Below are 20385 nucleotides of genomic sequence, written 5' to 3' on the forward strand. Positions count from 1 at the left end.
AACATCTGTTTGAAAATTTTAAGGATCAGTTTGATTATGTTAAATTTTAGTGCGATTCCCTTCGGAATAGCTCCGCTTCACGCACTGCCGGGATTCCTGATACGCCGCGTTACCCAAGCTTTTTCAACTATTCCCGATTTCACTGATTGGCTGGTTGCAGCTATGCTCGCGCTGGTTTACACTTCGATCGCTCTTTCCGTGGGTTTTTGGTCGGGATTTCTAAAAGTAGACGTGCAAACCTCTCGGCGTACAATTGTGGGAGTGCTCATTGGCTGTTTGTTAAGTCCGGGCATCACCGAGGAATTATTGTTCCGGGTGTTAATGCTGCCACATCCGTTCGTCGAGGATGCTTCTGGCTTAATGCTGTGGTTTTGGGGATGCGCGAGTTTGGCGGTTTTTGTAGTTTACCACCCGCTGAACGCGCTGACTTTTTACCCGGTTGGTCGATCGACCTTTATGAATCCAGTGTTTTTGCTACTGGCGGCAATTTTGGGAGTTGCGTGCTCCCTCGCATACCTGCAAAGCGGTTCTATCTGGCCTGCGGTGGCGGTTCACTGGCTAGCAGTGACAGGCTGGCTGTTGCTACTGGGCGGTTACAGGAGGCTGTATGGTTAAATGTAAAAAGTCCAGCATCACTATTTTGTCGGGAGGATCTCAGTTGTGGGTATCATAGGAGCGATCGTAGGTTTTTTGGCAGGGGTAGCAGTTGCTTACTGGTTAGTGGAAAAGCGCTTAAACAAGCAAAAACAACAATACTTGCAGCAAACTAGCAGAATTAGTGAAGAAATAGAATTAGCTCAGATGTCTCGGGTGCGACAAGCTGTAGAATCTCAGCAACAAGAACGCGAAAATCAGCTTAGAAAAGCTACTATCGAACACGAAAATTTACTCAGACAAGTTACTACCCAATACGAAAACCAGCTCAAACAAGTTGCGGCTCAATATGAAAATCAGCTCCAACAAGTTTTGGCCGAACGCGACGGTCAGGTCCAACCAGTTGCCAGCGTAGACGAGTACGAGCTGCGGCGACAAATCAGCGAGGAATTAGAAGCCGCTAACAATGCTAGGATGCAGCAAAATATCCAATCTTTGCAAGCAGAACACGAACATCATTTACTCAGAGTTGCTGACGAATTGCATATAAATTATCAAGCTCAGATGGAGCAACATTTGCAAAACCTGCAAAATGAACACGAAATTCGCTTGAGGCAAATTGCCGAGGAATATGAGAACCGAGAGGTTGAGATGCAGTTAAATATGGAGGCTTTGCAAGAGCAATACGAGAGTCAGTTGCAAGCGGCTCACGAGCAGTTGAGAGAGCACGAAGCTCAGATGCAAGCTACTATCAGATCTTTGCAAGAGCATTACGAGAGTAATGTACAACAACAAGAAGTCCCCGATCAGCAGTTCAGTCAGTTAAATTCCACAGAATTTGGAGAATATTTACCACAACAAGAAGTTGAGCAGGAACAGTCAAGTGAGTTAAATCAAACAGAAGTTCAAGAAGAGTTAAATTACACAGATTTTTCGGAACCACAACCAATTGATTTACATCAACCAGCAGTCGAACAACAGCTTTCAATTACCAGACAAGCACCAAGCTATTCCCTACCGCAGTTGATGGGATGTGTTCAAAGTCAGGACAAAGAAACCCGCAAGTTTGCAGCGTCTGCTTTAGGTAAAATGGCTGCTGCTAATGCTGTGAGAGCCGAAGGTCAGCGAGCAATAGAAACCTTGGGAAAATTAGCTCAAGATATTCAGCCGGAGGTGCGCCAAGCTGCTGTGGAAGCACTAGCAATGATTAAGTCTGAAAAAGTGATTCCGCTGCTACAAAAAGCTTTGCGAGATATAGATAGCGGTGTGGCTAAATCGGCAAGTGCTGCGCTCAATAAGTTTAAGTTTTATCCGCGCACTCCGGCGGCTAAGCCGAAAACTGTTGATGTAAAGAAACCAAAGCGTTAAGCATTTACGAGCCTAAATAAATATAGCAATTGTCAATTGTCTACCACACAGTAGGGATACAACATTGTTGTGTCCTTACCGAGGTGCTGTATTCCACTCAATTTCGATTATAGTCATTTCAAATAAGTATGAGACTATTTAAAAATGAGGTAAAATGAATAAAAATAGTGAAGCCGCTAGGAAAATGTCTTACAGTATTGATTTGAGAAAAAGAGTAGTGGACTATGTAGAAAATGGCGGTCGTATCGCCCAAGCTGCTGTCCTATTTAAGGTAGGAAGAGCAACGATATATCGGTGGTTGGGTCGGTCAGACCTTCAAGCTACAAAGGTAAAAAGACGTAAGAGAAAACTAGATTGGAAGGCATTGGAAAAGGATGTTAAAGAGAATCCAGATGCCAGATTAATCGACAGAGCCAAGAAGTTTGGGACCAGACCCAGTGCCATATCTTATGCTCTTAAAGAAATGAAAATCACCATAAAAAAAAAAGAACTTCGTTACCAGGAGAGAAACCGAGAAGAAAGAATGAAATACTACTCTAATCTCAGAAAATTGATTAAAATATCGGGAAGTCAAAGTCTGGTTTTTGTTGATGAATCAGGATTTGAGTCGTTTCAAGATTGTGCTTATGGCTGGTCAAAAAAAGGTAAAAAAATTTGGGGTGAAAAGTCCGGAAAACGGGGGAAAAGAGAAAATCTAGTAGCCGGAAGACGAAAAGGAAAAAAGGACTTAATTGCCCCAATGGTTTTTACGGGAAGCCTCAATGCAGAAGGCTTTGAAGGGTGGTTGTCTTTATATTTATTACCCTCTCTAACAAAGCCATCTATATTAATCATGGATAATGCACCGATTCATCGAAAAACAGCCATTCGAGAACTGGTAGAGGAAACGGGTCATCAAGTTCTTTTTCTCCCGAAATATTCTCCCGACCTGAACGATATTGAACACGATTTTAGTGCCTTAAAGCGAGCCAGAATGTATGCTCCTCCTGGCACATCTTTAGATGAACTCATCTGTGCCTACTGCGCTCAATAGTGTCTCTTTTTTATTTGAAATGACTATAGTACCACTTTGGAGGTTGGGTTGAGCAAAGAAATCCAACTCAATTATTCGATCGACAACTCGCCCAATCCTTAGCAGCAATCACCGACACCCCGCCAGCCGAGGCCGGTAGGTTTGATGATGCCCTGCCAACGGCTTTGGCGACAATTGAGCCGCACAAAATCTGTTTCAGACTGTGGGTTAACTGATATCGTTTCCGGTTGCATCGGAATAATAAAATCGAGTCAACAGTTAACACTCAACCATTCAGTTTTTCGACCCGCCCGTCAACAGTCAACAGTCAACAGTCAACAGTCAACAGTCAACAATCACGGACGGTGCAACCGGAATTGATATGATCTGTTGCACTATTCTTAAAATCGCTGCTTTGTACCGAGTATAAATTTGAGGTCGCCAGAGTCGCTAACACCCACATCTAAGCGAATTAATCCAAAGCGCGATCGCACCCTCACACCGACCCCAACACCCGCCCCAGTCCCCGGTTTGTCCCTGACTACCGCCGGTTTTCCCAGTACGCTATCTCCCGTTCCCAAATCCGACGCAAAATCAACAAATATCACGCCGCCGACATCCCTGCCAACAGGAAACCGATATTCGCCGGAAGCCAAAAAATAACTCCGGCCGCTGCCAATATCCCCGCTATCGTAACCCCGCACGGAATTGCGGCCGCCGAGGCGAAAAGCTTCCGTGGGTGGCAAATCTCCGATTACCGTACCCGCTTGCAAGTTAAAAGCCAGCATTTCGGGCAAGGCTTCGGACTCGCTGATGCCCAACAAAGTTACTGGCACATACTGTATATAATTCGCCAACAGCCTGTTACTCACAATGTTACCTCGCCCCAGAGGTATCGACTGCTCGGTGCTGAGGCTGAGAATCGAGCCTCTGGTTGGGTCGAAGGGATTGTCCCGCCGATCGAGCATCGCACCAAAAGAAACAGTGTATAACTCGTCAACGCCGCTGCCGCTAAATGTGAGAGGATTGCCGAGTTCGTCGCGGCGGGCGATATTTAAGTTGCGATCGCGCGTGCTGATATTTGTATAATTCAGTCCCAAAGTCCCTCGCCAATCGCCCAAAGGTCTGGTAAACCTGAGATTTCCCCCCATCCGAATTTCCCGTACCCGGTACCCGTTGGGCAAATCAATATCTTTGTTGAAAATTTCCGATATTCTGCGATCGCCAAAAGCTCTCACACTGTATCCCAAACGGTCTTCGGCGGCAACGTAAGGGCTGACAAACTGGACATCGTACTGGATACCTCGGAGGCTGGGCTCAAGTTCCACCGCCAGCCGCTGCGGGGTCCGGCCGAAAGTTCGATCGGTATAGGAAAGAGGAACAGCAACGCCAACATCATCACTAAGAGTGGCACTCACGCTAAAAGAGCGAGCCGATCGCTCTTGAACGTTGTAGATTACATTAACATCCGTGCCAACTTCTTCAATCGAAACCGTCACTTTGTCAAACAATCCCAATTGCTGCAACTGCTGTAAATCCGATCGTACAACTTCCCGGCTGTAGTTATCCCCCGCCTTGAGTTTGAGCTCGCCTCGGATAAAATCTTCCGAAATTCTGCCCTCAACCGGATTCCCTTTTTTATCAACAGCTTCGCCTCGGGAATTGACAAAGCGAATTTTCACCTCTGCAACGTAAACGCCTTCAGCATTGCCCGCTTGACTGATTTGTAGAGCACCGCCTAGCTGTCGGGCGTTGCTGTTTAATGCTTCGGGGATTTCGGCCTTGGCCGCGATCGTCGCCGGAGTTTTTAACAGAGATGTAAAATCTTTATTGTGGCTGGACTTGAGAGAGAGAGATTCCCTAGGGGATAGCTGCGCCGCGCGTAGTTCTCCAGAAGCTGCGATCTCATCCGATGCCGGCAAATCCTGCACAGTTGGGTTCACCTCATCCGATTGGTGACTATTTAAGACTGGAACCGATAACAAATGTCGCTTGTCATCGAGTCTAGATCCCCCTACATCCCCCTTAATAAGGGAGACTTTGAGCATATTTCTTGTCCCCCCCTTATTAAGGGGGGTTAGGCGGGATCTAGACTTCGCTACAAACAACAGAGACGGTGGGTTTGACGTTAAGTTGTCACCAATGACCTCATCCTCCTCCCTCTGTGCCCTTGTGGGACAGGCGTCTCGCCTGTCAATTTCTGCGGTTCCCTCTCTAAACTCCGCCTCAGTCGGTGCGGCACTCGGATCGATCGCCCGCGCTGCCAATTCGCCGCCAGCCAGCGCAGCCAAAGTCAAAAATGCAATAATCGGAATTCGCATAGACATTAAATTTAAAGCACACCCAACGCATATTACCCAAAACCGGGCCCCCTGCATAATTAGCCGAAAAGAAACCCGGTATTTTGAGGCTACCGGGTTTCTGGGATGCTGAAATGTGGGAAAGTTCGATCGGGGGCGATCGTTAAATTTGTTTAAATAGCTTGTCGAGAAACTCGTTTCTCAAAATGAGCCTGAGTCTGCTGCAACAGTTGTTCGCGACTATCCTTAGCGGTGGTAATGGTAGGGAGCAAGTTGCGAGCTTGTAACGTCATGTGAAGCTGTAGGTGTGCTACGTACTCACTGACATCTTCGCGAAGAGAGCAAGCCGGGTACTGTTTTAAAGTAGAGTTCAAAGTGTTCTCCTGCTTTGGGTTTGTAGTATTTTCTAATAATCATAGACAATATCATGGTCTATTTCTAACTGTGTACTCCGTAATGAAGTTTAACGTTTGGACTGCTTTTTTGTTACAACTATTTACAAATGTATCTTACCTATCAGGAGTCGATCGCCATGCAGTCTCAAGCAGTTGTAGGGCACAAGCATACCTTAAGTACATTTGTCAATAGCACCAACCAAACAGCCGCCTACCTCGACATCGGGTGCGGCCGACCCTTATTGATGCTGCACGGTTTCTTCGGAGAAAAGACTTGCTGGCTGCCATTAATTGAGTTATTGCAATCTCAGTTTCGGTGCATCAGTTTAGATATGTTAGGTTTTGGAGAATCCAGCAAACCAGAAATCCGCTACGACGTAGCTGTAGAAGTGGCTTTTGTGCGGCAAGTTGTAGAACAACTAAATATCGAACCCTGCTGCATCATCGGGCATTCTTTTGGCGGTTGGGTCGCCTCTGCATATTCCCTAAAATATCCTAATTCTGTAAGCAGGTTAGTGTTAGCAGCACCGGCGGGAATTCGGGACGACAGTTTTTGCGGTCAATACGATGCTTTGCGGCCGCTGCTCTGGGAAACCCCAGCCGTGGATTGGGCCTTGCATTTGGCAAAACCTTTTGCTAGTTTAGCGGGAAAAAGTGAGCAATTGCAGCAAATTTCTGGGTGGCGCAGGGAGTTAATGTCTCAACCAGTAGCAAGGTCATTTTTAAGGAGGCGGATGCGGCCGGAAGATGCAGTTGATACAGTAGAAAAAGAAATTCACAAATTGCAAATTCCTACCTTAGTCATCGCAGCCGATAGTGACGAAACAATTCCTTTATGGCACTGTCAAACCTACGCTAACGAGATACCGGGGGCAGAGTTAGCAATTATTCCCAATGCTGCTCACGGGTTGCCGCAAACTCAAGCTCAAATTATGGCGAAGTTGACTTGTAAATTTTTGAATAATTAAGAAAAACTGTGCAACAAGCCGAATCATAAAAATTGTGATAAGCCACCAATTACAAATAATTGTGTTTTAGTATACTACTTTATTAGGAAATACAGAGTATATTGATTAGTGTATTGTACACTTATTTTTATGGCTCTTAAATCTTGTGTCAGCAGGAGCTACAGACATTTAGTTGAGTCGGGAGTATTACCAATGGCAGCACTGAGCAACTACTTTAATCTGGAACAAATTACGACAGCCAGAAAAATTAGTGCTGCGGTAATTAATATCAGCGGCCGCCAGCGAATGCTTTCCCAGCGAACGGCTTTTTTTTGCATGAGGTTAGTTTGCTCTCAGAATGGGGTAGAAAGAGCCAAACTGCGGGTGAATTTGTTAGAGGCGATCGAGCTTATGGAAAAATCGCACCGCGACTTAATTAATATTGGCAGCAGCATCAACTTAGTGAGTCCCCCTTCAGCCACCCTCAAGGCAATGTATTTTGAGCCGCCACTGTATTTAGACAAACAAGTGCGCGCATATATCGATCGAATAAAAGCATTGGTGCAAGTTCCTGATGCCGAACTCATGCTGGAAAATCCCCATTTGCTGTACATTATCGAAGCAGCCGGCGGCGACTTGCTAGAAGCTTTCGATGCCGTGGTGAGTCAATACCAGCAAGAAAGCGAAATAGAACAATTTGAAATCGACCTCAAACAGGTTGAACTTTATCAAGAAAGTTGTGCTGCTACCGCGAAAGCAGAAGCTCAAGCTGCCGAGCTCGATCGCGCACTTTGCGAACTAAAACAAACTCAAGCTCAACTCCTCCACAGCGAAAAAATGTCTTCGCTGGGGGCGCTAATGGCTAGTATCGTCCACGAAATTAATAACCCAGTTAGTTTTATTTACGGCAACTTGAGCCATGCCGCAATTTATACTCAAGATTTGTTGCACCTGCTGTGTCTCTATCAAGAATGCTATCCCAATCCCTGTCCCGAAATCACAGCTAAAATCGAAGAGATAGATCTTGGTTTTCTAGTTGAAGACTTACCTAAAGTTATCTCTTCCATGCAAATGGGCTCCAATCGCATTCGCGAAATTGTCAAATCTATGGGCAACTTTTCGCGAACCGATAACAGTAACATGACCATGTGCGATTTGCACGACAGCATTGACAGCACCGTGTTAATTTTGCGAAACCGTCTCAATTCTCAAATAGACCGTCGCGACATTCAAGTAGTTAAAAATTATGGAAAATTGCCTCCTGTAGAGTGTTATTCTGGACAGCTCAATCAAGTATTTATGAATCTAATTACCAACGCGATCGATGCTTTGGACGAGGTATCACAAAATCAGCCCTATGCTGCGCTAAAAATTTTGATCACCACAGAATTAGCAGGGCCCGATCGCGTGAGAGTGCGGATTGCTGACACAGGACCCGGAATGACACCACAGATAAAAGAGCGAATGTTCGAGCAGTTTTTCACCACCAAGGAAATTGGTAAAGGTACGGGTTTAGGATTGTCTATTGTTTACAAAATCTTAGTAGAAAATCACCGAGGCTCGCTCCGGTGTGAATCTGAACCCTGCAAGGGAACCGAGTTTATCATTGAACTGCCGATCCAGCAAACTTAAGCAATTTACTAATCATCCAAATTTATCTATGGTAACTGTGGTACGGGCGTCCGGCCTGTGTTAACTGTAGTTAAAATTTACACATATCCTACGCTAATTCGAGCTTCAAAGTTGGTAACAGCTTTTCTAAATTTCTGAGAGATTTCTGTTGCCAAGGAATATCATTTGAACCCAATACCACAAGTTGAATTGTTTTCTTTTTCCGGACGCTAATGACAAATTTAGACAGCATACTGATACCAGAACTGTTAACAAATTCCAATTGTTTTAGATTCAAGGTAATAGTAGGAGGTTCGCCATTGGCGACCTCATCTAACAATTCGGCTATTGGTGCATACTCTGCTGGACCGCTCAGGCTGAGTTCGCCTTGGAAAGCGAGTGTGACTGATTCTGGATCGTACTGAATGCTGTAATCTTCACCTTTAATTTCTTGAATGCCCATTGTGATTTGGTTTCCTGACTAAAATATTGCGATCGCACAAGAGAGTAAATATTGAAATGCTAGAAACTAGACCCTAATTTGAACCACAGTCGTAACAATGATGGTATCACTATCTGGCCTGCGATCGAATTTCCAACCTATCTTAGCTGAATAGTCATTAATCATCGTCAGCAATCCCAATCCCGAGGTGTCACTTTCCGATTCCGCATTCTTTTCAAGCTGCTGCAAATAAAGTTCATTGGGATCGGAAGCCATAATTTCTTCAATAAACTCCTTCAACTTATTCGCCCCTACTGGATTGACACTATTACTGGCAAAAATTACCGCCGTTACCTCTGTTTCACCAATAAAGTGTATGCCAAATTTGACTTTGTAATTAATATCATCCTTATTAAATTTTATCGCATTTTCTAACAGTTCGTTGGCTACGTAGCTCACAGCTCCCTTGCTTTCTTTTATCCGTTTCTCGCTGCTAGCATCCTCCTCATCCACCGGTAGAAAGCTAGACAAATAATCGGCTACAAAATGAGCTGAAAGCCTGTTATTGCGCCAGCGCTGTTTGATGGGACGAGAACTGGGGGTAAATGTAAGTTCTAGGGAGTCGTGTTCAGGAGGAAATTCTTCAATGAATTCTCCAAAGATTTGTGTCATTATTTTTAAGCTTCCAGATGTCATGATTTTTCTGCCTCCAATTGATGTATTAATGTCACTTCTGGGTGAATTTCCACACGCCATTCCAGTTAGCAGGAATACTATTTGCTAACAGCGATTGGATGCGTTTTAGGTAAAGTTGACTGGGCTTGTCATCTGGATTTAGGGCGACTATCTGTTCAAAGCAAACTATAGCCTTAGCAAAATTTCCCTGACAATATTCTTGGAGTCCTTCCTCAAATATAGGCAAAGTGTGAATTTTGAGCGATCGCACTGGTTCTACTTCAACATCTAACACCTCACAAACTGTAATGGCTTCTTGTCTACCTTTGACAATAGCCCGATCCAAAAAACGGATATGATACTTGTCGGGTTGACTCAAACGTTGTACCACATCTCCAGAAATTAATAAAGATACGCCATAATACTTAGTCAAACCTTCCAGACGAGCGGTGAGATTGACATGATCTGAGAGCGCATCTGCTTGCATCCGATTCGCATCTCCAATAATCCCAACCATCGTATCACCCACATGGATACCAATGCCAATCTTCAGCGGTATATCCCCATTTATTTTACGGCTTTGATTGTATTTCTGCAACTGATCCAATTTCACAATTCCTGCCTGAATAGCATCATCAACGCCATCAGGGAAAACTGCCATCACTCCATCTCCTATATACTTGACAATAAAACCGTTGTGCTTACGAATTTCGGGACTAACTTGCTGTAAATAGTTATTAATGAAATCAAAATTTTCTTGAGGAGTCATTTGCTCCGCCATCGTAGTGAACGAACGCATATCGGAAAACATAATTGCCATCTCTTTGCTGACGTGATCTCCAAGCTGGAAATCAACCATGCTCTGCTTGCCGAGAAATTGGAGAAATTCATCGGGAACGAAACGTCCGTAAGCCTGCAAAAGTTTCTCTAATTCTTGTTCCCGCGCTTTCACCGTTTGCACCATATGGGAAAATACCTGGGCCAGTTCTCCCAGTGCATCACTGCGCGCTGCCACATCTGACAATATCTGGGGTTGAAAGCTATTGTTTTTTACAGCAATAGCTGCATCTATAACCTTTTTTACTTGCTCAATGTAAGTCTGCATCTCTCGGTTTTTATGACGGATCTGGTTTTCCAGATCCGTGGAGTGTTGCGTGATAATTTCTACTAAGGTTTCATAGCTATTTTTTTCATCCTCTAGTTCCTCAAGTTTTTGGCTCAAATCCTGTAGCTGGGTATGGAGTTCTTCTGGAGATTTAGATGGTGATAAATTTATTTGTGGTTTCATAATTTAAACTCCCGAATCTGGAAGCGCAAAATTGTTTGACTTCCTCGCTGTAAATTATTATAACTTACAGGCGCGGAACTCGAAATCCTGTTTCTGCTTCGATGCTTGAGCGCTAAATCCAAGACCTCTCGTAGAAACCGGGTTGACGACCGTCAATCATAAATTATGCACAATATTTCCCTGTTGCTTCAATACTAGCAAAGTAATGTCATCAAAAACCTTTTGTTTTCCAATAAATTTTCGCAAATCATCGATGGTGGCTTCCTTGATTTGTTCGGCGCTCAAATGCCAGTTTTGAGAAACCACTTCACAGAGTCTTTCGATACCGTAGAATTTTTTATGCATATTCCTAGCTTCGGGGATGCCGTCAGTATAAAGCACCACCCCGTCCCCCGGCTCTAAGTCTACTAATACATGGCTAATCCAATCGGAAATATCCTCATCTAAGCCGATAGGAAATCCTAAATCCATCATGTTAATACGCTCAATTTTACCGCCTCTTCTGACTACGAGAGTTTCCTCGTGTTGACCGCTAATACTAACTTTACTGTCCGCGTAATTGAGGAGAGCTAGGCTCAGGTTTTTGTCCGAGTTCATCCGCTGGATATTTTTATAAATAGTGCGGTTCAGGGTATCTAAAAAGCGAACCGGGTCTATTTCTTGAACTTCTTTCAAAGCGCGAACAGCAGCTTGAGTCATTACCATCAAAATCCCACTTTCTAGTCCGTGTCCGGTGACATCACCAATGCAGAGCGTCACCACCCCGTCAGTACAAAGTACGTCGTAGTAATCGCCACCAACTTCATCCGCTGCTTCCATAAAGCCAGCGATATCTAACTCTGCAATTGCTGCTAATTCCGCAGGTTTGGGCAGAATTAACTGCTGCATTTGTTTGAGGATATCGAGTTCGGCACTCATCCGCAGATTTTCTGTTTTGAGGCGTTGGTTGAGGGCAGAAATTGCCTGATTCGCTTGGGCTAGTTGGGCTGTACGTTCTTCAACTTTATCTTCTAGAGTTTGATATAGCAGAGCATTCTCCAGCGAAATAGCTGCTTGGGAAGATAGAATTTTTAAGACTTCCAATCTGTCAGAAGTAAATGCACCTGGGGCGAGACTATTTTCTAAGTACAAAATGCCGATCGCTTTACCTCGGTTAACGATGGGAGTACACAATACAGATTTAGGTTGGTGCTGAATAATGTAGGGGTCTGCCGCAAAGATATTTTCAGTAGCAATATCATTAATTACCAAGGTTTCTCTGGTACGCCAGACGTAGTTAATGGCAGTGATGGGAAGATTTTGACTTTGAGAAAGGGGAATATTGGGCAAATAGCAGCGCTCGTCTAAGCATTTAGCAACAATCGATAATTTGCCTGCTCTTTGTAAGATGATAGAGCCTTTTGAAGCTCCCGCATTTTGAGTCAAAATTTGGATCAAAGTTGAGAGCAATTCCTCGACGTTTATTTCTCCAGATATGGCTTGAGAAGCTTTAATAACTGTTGCCAAATCCAGCATATTGCCAATATTATTGCCAGCCGACGTGAGTGGTCCGACTATAGTTTGAGCGATTGTCTCTCCCGCATACAAACTTGTTTTTTGTTCGAGAATCTGGCTGAGTAATTGGGGATATTTTTGTTCTAAATCATGAGTTTTTGCTTGAGATCCCCAGCGAGCATAAGCGTAGTAAGCGTCCGTTAGATAGACGCGGGCAATTTTATCTTTGCCTAATTCAAGGTAGAATTTAGCTGCCAATTCGCAGAAGAGTGCTTCTTCTTGGAGGTATTGGTTTTCTTTGGCCGTAGCAATGGCGCGATCGTACAAATCCATTGCTTCCAGCCTGTGTCCCAATACTCGTGCTATTTCTGCGGCTACTAAGTCATACTTGTGCTGATAATTCATCGGTGCATGGAATGCCCAATCTTGCATTTTTTCCTGATTGGCTGCAACTTGGTTCAAGTATTGTTCTTGAGCGATCGAATCAGCATGGGGATAGAGTCCCACCAGGGCGAGGGAATGGTAAAAATTGTACTGGGGAACCATCATCAACGAGCCGACACCCGCGACATATTGCTCTGCTAGCTGGGCATTTTCCACAGCCCGATCGCGATCGCCAAACAAATAATTCACAACTAATTTAGCAAAATAAACCCCAAAGATGGAAGACACATTATTTGCTGCCAGCAAAACCGGTAACATTTCATCTTCATTAAAACTCTCCCCAACTAACCGACAATTGTCCTCAGCTAATCCTTGTAAGTTTAATGTAAGTTGTCGCCAAATTTTAGTATAATAAGTCTGATATTCTTGTTTAGAATTCAGCATTAGTTCGAGATACTGCTCATATTTTTTATCTACAGATCTTAAGTCTTCGCCGCTAAAAAAGCTGTAGATGCAAAGATACATAGCCGAATAGCAAGCATACTCTATATCGCCAGTTTCTAAACCGCTTTGGACTGCTGATACTAAAGACGGTATGCTCGATCGACTGGGTTCTTTCCAATGTCTCACGCAAGCATTGTACACCATCAAAACTTTCGAGTGAAATTCTTGGGATGGGAATTTATCTAATACCTGCAAAGATAGTTGACCGTATTGATAGCCTAATTCAATTTCTCCAATTACTTCACAGATTAAACTGCAACAAGCATAGGCATAACTAGCCGGTGCAGAGTTCCCATATTTGCTACAAATATGTGCCATTGTAAACACAACGGCTGGGTAAGTTTCTGGACTAGCTAGATAAGCGGCAGAAGCGATCGCACATAAAATCCTCAAAGCAGCAATTTTATAAGGATCATTAATTTCCGGCAAATTAGCTAAGGCAGATATCTCTACTGTGGCGGGAAGTTCTGTTTCCAAAGAAACACCCAGCATTCCCAAAGCTTGCAATCCAGTATCTACTGCAGATTTCATCTGATTTTGAGCAATATAAGACTGAATTTGCGCTTCGTAAACTCTGAATTGATCGAGTAGATTTTTCGCTCGACACAGAACTATTTCCGCCAGTTGGTGCGACAAATCGAAATTGGTATTCAAATATTCGGCTTCAACCGCTTCTACATAAAGATCGATCGTCAAGTCGTATAAATTTGTCCAGCTATCCTCTGCTAGCAGGTTTCTGCCGATAGTTAAATAATCCACAGCAGCAGCATAAGCTGTAGAAGTTTTAGCTTTATGTCCCGCAATTAAATTCAAGGAAGCTAGTTGATTTTTTTCGGTGCGATCGACAATTAATTCCACTCCCATATTCAAGTGGTTGACAATATCAAATATCCGATCTTCTTTTTCATCTTTTGGGGTATTACTCAACAACAATCTGCCAATCTTTAGGTGAGTTGACTGTTTTGCCTCATCGGGAATCAAAGAATAAGAAGCTTGTTGAACGCGATCGTGTAAAAATTTGTAACTGGGCAATTGACAATCGGCAACAGCTAATGGTGCAGACTCCCCATCATCTGCAAAAAATTTATAAACTTCACTTTGGGGTAAAATTAGACCTTCTTGCAATGCTTTCCATAAATCAGCCGCAGTGTCTATTTGAGATTTTTCACAAACAACTGCTAAGGTTTCTAAATCAAATTGGCTGCCAATACAAGCAGCTAGTTTTAAAATATTTTGAGTAGTTAGCGGCAATTTTTGCAATTGATTCGCCATAAATTCGACGACATCATCGCTGACTGCCAATTCTCTAATTTTAGTAATGTCGCACTGCCAACCCCCCCTTTGTCCCCCATCGAACTGGGTAAAATCGAAATATATTAACTTATCTTCATGCAGCTTTTTTAGGAATTGATTGCTAAAAAAAGGATTGCCTTTAGTTTTTTGAAAAATCAATTCTGTTAAAGAAATCGAGCGATACGGCGGACAACTTAAAGCATCAGCAACTAGACGATTTAAGTCAATTTTTGAAAGTGGCGCGAGAGTAATTTGATTAATGATAGGGGCTGGTCGATCAATACTGCGATTTGGTAGATTGCGAATCTCTGATAAAGTCAGCATTAATGGATGAACGCTGGAAACTTCATTATCTCGATAAGCGCCAATTAGCAGCAAATGTTGACCCTCTGGTTCCCCGAGCAACAATTGCATTAGTTTCAGAGAGGCTGAATCTGCCCATTGCAAATCATCTAAGAAGATCACTAAGGGGTGATTTTTTGTAGCAAAGACACGAATGAACTTTTGAAATAACAGATTGAAGCGATTTTGTGCAGGACTGGGTTCTAGTTCCTGGACAGCAGGTTGCTTGCCAATCAGCAGTTCTAATTCTGGGATAACATCAATAATTACCTGAGCATTATCGCCTAAAGCGGACAAAATTTGTGCTTGCCACTGCTGAACTTGAGTAACACTTTCTGTCAGTAATTGCTGCAGGAAACTTTGCAAAGCTTGCACCCATGCTGAGAAGGGAATATCGCGCCTGAATTGGTCGAATTTCCCTTTGATAAAGTATCCCCGCTGCTGGACTATTGGCTTGTGAACTTCGTTAACCACAGCGGTTTTGCCAATCCCGGAAAAGCCTGCTACCAAAATGATTTCGGTAGTAGCTGTACGGGGGAGTTTCTGAAGCTCTCGGCTGCTACTAGGGCAAACCTCCAAATCGGCGGCTGCGGAATTTTCCTGGGGACAGGCGACGCGGTGGAAGGCTGCTAATAGGACCGAAACTTCGGTTTCTCTGCCGTAAAGTTTTTCGGGAATGACAAAGCGTTCGGAAATGTCTCTGCTGCCTAATTCAAACAATTGAATAGTGCCATGTTCTGAGTATTCTTTTAAGCATTTTTCTAAATCGTGTTTGATGCCACCAACTGTTTGATAGCGTGCTTCCGCTGTTTTCGCCATCAGTTTGAGCACTATGTCATTCAATACTTGGGGAATGGCAGAATTGAGGGCGATCGGGTGAATTGGCTGGCGAGCAATGTGAGAGTGAACCAATTCCATCGGCTCGTTAGATTGGAATGGCAATTGTCCTGTCAACAGTTCGTAAAAAGTTACTCCTAGCGAGTAAAAATCGGTGCGGTAGTCAATCCCACGATTCATTCTTCCAGTTTGTTCGGGAGACATATAAGCTAATGTCCCTTCTAAAATGTTGGGATTTTTAATTTCTGGATTTTCGCGAGGCAAAAGCGAGGAAATACTAAAGTCTATTATTTTAAGTTCTTGAGTTTTAGGATTAATTATAATGTTCTGGGGTTTGATATCTTTGTGAATAACTTTGCTGTTATATATTGCTTCTAAACAAGAGCAAATTTTAAGCGCAATATGTAAAAACTTTTCTAGGCTATTGCTAATTTTGTCCTTGAGGTTCCCAGCATCATTGGTGATGTATTCTGCTAGAGAAATTCCGCCAAAATCCTCCATCACTAAGGCAAAACCGTTACGGTATACTTCCAAACTTAAGTGTTTGACAATACCGGAATTTTCAATATTTTTGGCAATGGTGTACTGATTGCGAAACTGCACCAGTTCGCTGAAAGTCGGATACTCAGATTTGAGCAGTTTGATGACGACGGGTTGATTGTCTGATTCAGAAAAACCTCGAAAAACCGAGGTTCTGGGGCCAGAGTAGAGTTCTTCGATCGCCCGGTAGCCCGGAATTGATATCAGGGTCATAGTTGCTATACTAGGTGTTGAAGGAAGAGGGCACAAATCGATGGAGCGATGCAATGGGGGGCAATGGTTTCAGCGATGCAGAACATACTTACCACCGCTCAGGTTGCTAAATCCTAGTCAGCTTTTAGTCCAAGCTATATAAAAAAGTTTGCGGTGATTAGTGATTAGTTTACTACAGCCCGCAAGCTTTAGGGAAGATTTGACCAAAAAACAATGATCGATCGCTAACCGATCGCGAATCACATCAATTTTGTTAAAAACCTTTGAAACGCTTGCTTCGTAGGATCGATCGCCTGGTAAAGTCACATTTGGGATATTCAGGTTCCTGTTGGTTGAATTTCGTACAAATTTCTTGGTACATCGCTATTTTTTTATTGTCGGAAATAGAGTTAGGAAAATTTGCGTTTTGGTTCTTGACTACTGGTGCGAATTGCGGATATAGTTCGTCTTGCTCGACTCGCGGCTGGTCGTAGAAAGCTTTGATGGCTGGTAGCGATCGCCGGGGTGGCGTACCGTTATCTAAATCTTCGCTAAAAGCAATCCAGAGTTTGGTATCAACGCTGCTCATGTAGTCAATAAACTTGACAGCATTAGCCTGACAATCTTGATTGTTACATCTAGAAGAATTCACAGCTAAAGTATCAGCAAAAACCAATGGTTTAAGTTCCTGACCATAGGGAGCTGGTGTTGCAAAAAGAGGTAGCTTTTGGGTATCGGACAAGCGGATATAAAAAGAATTTTCCGAAAACCCAATAAAGCTGCTGGCCCCTGCTACAAAGTCCTGGTATCCCGCGTTGGGATCTTGATTATAGTAGTCGTTGACACAGCCATTTGTACCATTTACTACACATTCCGAAGACATTTCTACTAAATTGTTCATTACCTGCGGATCGATCGGTTTCTCCAAAGCTTCTGTGACGTGATCAAACCCAAACAAGTCTGTATAGCCATCCAAATAAAAGCCGATCGCATTCCAGTCACTGTTAAAATTGGCAATTAATCGCGGTTTTACGGGTGGTTGGTGAGATAAATAATTAATTAACCCCGGCACTGATTTAACTTGCAAAATATCCCGGTTTCGCCCGAATAAAAAATATGAGCACAGCCAAGTCGGAAAACCGTAGAGTTGATTGTTGTAAGTAGATGCTTCTAGACCTACTTGCCAAAAATTAGAAGTTGATATTGCTTGGGAAGCTGGAAGAATCAAATGGTTATCGACTGCATCACCTAACATTAAGGTATCAAGTTCAACTAAATCAAATCCATTTTTACCCAAAAGATGCGGCAAATTGCTGTAGGTATAGGTGTCATATTCTAAATCTTGAGTCATTACTGCATTGAGCAAAATCTGGGGATTTTTTTGTTGAAACTCATTGACAATCCGCTGTACCATCGACTGAAAATTTGCTTCTGGTGTTGTCGGTAAATAGGGGTACAGCAATACCGATAAAGTCTGCTGGGCTTGACCGGTGAAAGATAAATAGCGATCGGGACTATTGGGGGTAACGTTCAGATTGTCAACATTGTATCCCGTACACTCCACGCGAGCGATCGTTTGCGTCGAGAAATCCTGTGGGTTGAGTGCAAGAGTTTGGCCTGGTGAGAGCAATAGCCTCTGCATATTTTGCTTAACAGTGTTGCGAATACCACCAGAAGCATCACAAGTAATTGGCTGGTTAGTAGAATTGTGAACGGAAATCTGGCCTGCATTAGCAACTCCAGGAAACAGAGTTATTACTGCGATAGTTAAGAAGATTGACAGTAGTCGAAAGATTGTGTTTGTCATTGATTTATAGAGCCGAATAGATCTTTAATTATTAATGCGGTAGAGCCAGCGTTTTATAAAGTTTTATTCCTACATATTTTATCTAAAACACAGCCGATGATACTAAATATCTTTTTTGAGAATAGCAGTGATGGGTGAAGAAAGCAAGAATGAAAACAGACAGGACTTAATCCTTTTTCTTGATAACAAGCAAGGTAATGTCATCAAATACCTTGTGTTCTCCAATAAAGTCTCGCAAATCATCAATGGTGGCTTCCTTAATTTGTTCGGCGCTCAAATGCCAGTTTTGAGAAACCACTTCACAGAGTCTTTCGACACCGTAGAATTTTTTGTGAATATTTCTAGCTTCGGGGATGCCGTCAGTATAAAGCACCACCCCGTCCCCAGGTTGTAAGTCTACTAAAACATGGCTAATCCAATCGGAAATATCCTCATCTAAGCCGAGCGGAAATCCTAAATTCATGGTGTCTATCCGCTCAATTTGACCACCTTTCCTGACCACAAGAGTTTCCTCATGTTGACCGCTGATACTAATTGTGCGATCCGCATAGTTGAGCAAAGCTAGTGTCATATTTTTGTCGGAGTTCATGCGCTGGACATTTTTATAAAGAGTGCGGTTGAGGGTATCTAAAAAACGCACCGGGTTGGATTCTTCCATTTCCTGAAGAGTGCGGACAGCAGCTTGAGTCATCACCATCAAAATACCGCTTTCTAATCCGTGTCCGGTGACATCACCAATGCAAATCGTGACAACCCCGTTCGTACAAAGTACGTCGTAGTAATCACCGCCTACTTCCGAGGCTGGCTCCATAAATCCGGCAATATCTAAATCTTCAATGGCTGCAAGTTCAGCAGGTTTTGGCAGAATCAACTGCTGCATTTGTTTGAGCATATCGAGCTCGGAGCTCATGCGGAGGTTTTCCGCTTTCAGGCGCTGGTTGAGAGCAGCAATTTGTTTAGTGGCTGTAGCGAGTTCAGAGGTACGTTCTTTGACTTTATCTTCTAGCGTTTCAAAGGATTCTTGCTGTTGTCTCGCCATGCTGTTAAAAGAATTTGTTAATGTTTCAATTTCCCAAATCCGACTGGAATCAACGTTCTGGTTGAGAGCACCACCTGCTAGATATTGTGAAGCTTGAGCAATTTGATTCAGGGGGCGAGTAATCCAGCTAGCGGTGAAAATACCCACTCCAACAGAGACAACGAGAGCCACAATACACAGCAAAATGGTGTGGCGAGTGTTAGCATAAATTTGCGCCATAAAGTCGGCTTCAGGAACTACTACTACACTCAGCCAATTGAGGCCGTACTTGTCAGTTAGCGGAGAAACTTGGATAAATTGCCGCTCACCGTTCAGCTTAAAGTCAAGTTGAACAGTTTGATGGATGTCTTCCAAACGCTTGAAGCGATCGAGCAGATAAACCACACTTTGACGCATCAGCGGGTTGCTGCTTTCCTGTGCTTTGAGCCGCTTTGTATCTTTGCCTGTTCCCACCGAAAGAGGCTGTTCTTTAAGCGAGGTGGCTATTAATTCACCCTGGGGTTCAATGATAAATACTTGACCGGAATTACCCACCCTTAAGGTTTGCAGGAAGTGGCGAATTTGATCTAGTCCCATCTGGCAAGTCAGCAGGCCAATTAGTTGGCCTTGGGCATCGTAATAGGGTAGACTCGCATTAATTTGCAGCGTCCCGTAACCAAAATTAATATAAACTTCACTCCAAGCTGCCTGTTTCTTCTCGACAACAACTCTGTAAAAAGGGCGCGTGCGAACGTCGTAATTGGGCGTGGTTTTGTCAATCTTTGTAGGGTTTCCATCAGCGTCAAGGTTGTAATATATCAAGTCGCCACCCCCGGGAATTAGTTGCTGGGCAAGCTGAGGTTGTTCAAGCCCAACCTGCCGATTTACCCAACCCACACGCAGGTACTGACCTTTTGCGTTGGCAATTCCCGCGTGACCGATCGAATTAAATTGCAGAACTTGTTTCCAAAAATAGGGTCGAGTTTGCTCTAAATCGTCAAAGTTCAAGACCCCCAGACGTAAAGCATCGTAATTAATCTGATTCACGAGTGGCGGATCTTCCAGATAGGTCTGGACACGTTCGTAAACTCTCGCACTCACTTCCTGCCGCAACTGATTAACAATATCGTTGACTATCTGCTCTCCGTTTCTGTAAGAGAGATAGCCAACGCAGCCAACTGCCGCCAAAATTTGGAGTACAAAGGGAACTACCAATACATTGCGGAGAGGGAATTTGCCCGATCTGGAGACGATCGCACTTTTTTCTGAAACCATTGTTAAAAACACTCCCAGCGGGCAGTTTACAGTAGGTTGATTAACTTTTCAAATGCTGCCTTAAACC

General features: G+C 43.5%; 13 protein-coding genes. 5 read left to right on the forward strand and 8 right to left on the reverse strand.

The window, feature by feature from the left end:
* Positions 1 to 36 precede the first annotated feature (36 nt).
* The 3 genes from QUB33_RS11495 (at position 37) to QUB33_RS11505 (ending at position 2995) form a co-directional block, all read left to right on the forward strand.
* Entirely contained in the window at positions 37 to 615 is a 579-nt protein-coding gene (locus QUB33_RS11495) for a CPBP family glutamic-type intramembrane protease (RefSeq protein WP_333350453.1), read from the forward strand.
* Between the two features lie 45 nt (positions 616 to 660).
* Entirely contained in the window at positions 661 to 1962 is a 1302-nt protein-coding gene (locus QUB33_RS11500) for a HEAT repeat domain-containing protein (RefSeq protein WP_333350455.1), read from the forward strand.
* A 184-nt stretch (positions 1963 to 2146) separates the two neighbouring features.
* A complete protein-coding gene (locus QUB33_RS11505; protein WP_333350492.1) occupies positions 2147 to 2995 on the forward strand; it encodes an IS630 family transposase in 849 nt (282 codons plus the stop codon).
* Positions 2996 to 3375: 380 nt separating this feature from the next.
* Here the strand turns inward: QUB33_RS11505 and QUB33_RS11510 are convergent, their stop codons facing one another.
* Positions 3376 to 5301, reverse strand: coding sequence for a BamA/TamA family outer membrane protein (locus QUB33_RS11510; RefSeq protein WP_333350457.1), 1926 nt, complete (start codon positions 5299 to 5301; stop codon positions 3376 to 3378).
* A gap of 146 nt (positions 5302 to 5447) precedes the next feature.
* Positions 5448 to 5648 (reverse strand): hypothetical protein, encoded by a 201-nt coding sequence (locus QUB33_RS11515; RefSeq protein ID WP_006634481.1) that lies wholly within the window; start codon positions 5646 to 5648, stop codon positions 5448 to 5450.
* Positions 5649 to 5776: 128 nt separating this feature from the next.
* Between QUB33_RS11515 and QUB33_RS11520 the strand changes: the two genes are divergently transcribed.
* Both QUB33_RS11520 and QUB33_RS11525 read left to right on the forward strand, forming a co-directional pair.
* Complete coding sequence (locus tag QUB33_RS11520; RefSeq protein WP_333350459.1) at positions 5777 to 6637, forward strand: alpha/beta hydrolase; 861 nt, start codon at positions 5777 to 5779, stop codon at positions 6635 to 6637.
* 129 nt (positions 6638 to 6766) lie between these two features.
* A complete protein-coding gene (locus QUB33_RS11525; protein WP_333350461.1) occupies positions 6767 to 8248 on the forward strand; it encodes an ATP-binding protein in 1482 nt (493 codons plus the stop codon).
* Between the two features lie 88 nt (positions 8249 to 8336).
* Here QUB33_RS11525 and QUB33_RS11530 read toward each other — a convergent pair whose 3' ends face one another.
* The 6 genes from QUB33_RS11530 to QUB33_RS11555 all read right to left on the reverse strand — a co-directional run bounded on the left by QUB33_RS11530 (position 8337) and on the right by QUB33_RS11555 (position 20318).
* On the reverse strand, positions 8337 to 8690 hold the full coding sequence (locus QUB33_RS11530; protein ID WP_333350463.1) for a slr1659 superfamily regulator: 354 nt from the start codon (positions 8688 to 8690) through the stop codon (positions 8337 to 8339).
* A 66-nt stretch (positions 8691 to 8756) separates the two neighbouring features.
* Positions 8757 to 9365 (reverse strand): DUF6272 family protein, encoded by a 609-nt coding sequence (locus QUB33_RS11535; RefSeq protein WP_333350465.1) that lies wholly within the window; start codon positions 9363 to 9365, stop codon positions 8757 to 8759.
* A gap of 31 nt (positions 9366 to 9396) precedes the next feature.
* Positions 9397 to 10632: an adenylate/guanylate cyclase domain-containing protein gene (locus QUB33_RS11540; RefSeq protein ID WP_333350467.1), complete on the reverse strand. Its 1236-nt coding sequence runs from the start codon at positions 10630 to 10632 to the stop codon at positions 9397 to 9399.
* A gap of 156 nt (positions 10633 to 10788) precedes the next feature.
* Positions 10789 to 16239 carry an AAA family ATPase gene (locus tag QUB33_RS11545; RefSeq protein WP_333350469.1) on the reverse strand — a complete coding sequence of 1817 codons (5451 nt, stop codon included), beginning with the start codon at positions 16237 to 16239 and terminating at the stop codon, positions 10789 to 10791.
* Positions 16240 to 16492: 253 nt separating this feature from the next.
* Positions 16493 to 18025, reverse strand: a complete 1533-nt coding sequence (locus tag QUB33_RS11550; RefSeq protein WP_333350471.1) for a hypothetical protein — start codon at positions 18023 to 18025, stop codon at positions 16493 to 16495.
* 166 nt (positions 18026 to 18191) lie between these two features.
* Entirely contained in the window at positions 18192 to 20318 is a 2127-nt protein-coding gene (locus QUB33_RS11555; RefSeq protein ID WP_333350473.1) for a SpoIIE family protein phosphatase, read from the reverse strand.
* Between the last annotated feature and the right edge of the window lie 67 nt (positions 20319 to 20385).

The sequence above is a fragment of the Microcoleus sp. B3-A4 genome, assembly GCF_036705385.1.
Lineage (GTDB): Bacteria > Cyanobacteriota > Cyanobacteriia > Cyanobacteriales > Microcoleaceae > Microcoleus.

Excerpts from the sequence above, each read along its gene's own strand:
- QUB33_RS11495 (WP_333350453.1), top strand. The coding sequence starts at position 37 with ATGTTAAATTTTAGTGCGATTCCCTTCGGAATAGCTCCGCTTCACGCA.
- QUB33_RS11505 (WP_333350492.1), top strand. The coding sequence starts at position 2,147 with ATGTCTTACAGTATTGATTTGAGAAAAAGAGTAGTGGACTATGTAGAA.
- QUB33_RS11510 (WP_333350457.1), bottom strand. The coding sequence starts at position 5,301 with ATGTCTATGCGAATTCCGATTATTGCATTTTTGACTTTGGCTGCGCTG.
- QUB33_RS11520 (WP_333350459.1), top strand. The coding sequence starts at position 5,777 with ATGTATCTTACCTATCAGGAGTCGATCGCCATGCAGTCTCAAGCAGTT.
- QUB33_RS11525 (WP_333350461.1), top strand. The coding sequence starts at position 6,767 with ATGGCTCTTAAATCTTGTGTCAGCAGGAGCTACAGACATTTAGTTGAG.
- QUB33_RS11530 (WP_333350463.1), bottom strand. The coding sequence starts at position 8,690 with ATGGGCATTCAAGAAATTAAAGGTGAAGATTACAGCATTCAGTACGAT.
- QUB33_RS11535 (WP_333350465.1), bottom strand. The coding sequence starts at position 9,365 with ATGACATCTGGAAGCTTAAAAATAATGACACAAATCTTTGGAGAATTC.
- QUB33_RS11540 (WP_333350467.1), bottom strand. The coding sequence starts at position 10,632 with ATGAAACCACAAATAAATTTATCACCATCTAAATCTCCAGAAGAACTC.
- QUB33_RS11545 (WP_333350469.1), bottom strand. The coding sequence starts at position 16,239 with ATGACCCTGATATCAATTCCGGGCTACCGGGCGATCGAAGAACTCTAC.
- QUB33_RS11550 (WP_333350471.1), bottom strand. The coding sequence starts at position 18,025 with ATGACAAACACAATCTTTCGACTACTGTCAATCTTCTTAACTATCGCA.
- QUB33_RS11555 (WP_333350473.1), bottom strand. The coding sequence starts at position 20,318 with ATGGTTTCAGAAAAAAGTGCGATCGTCTCCAGATCGGGCAAATTCCCT.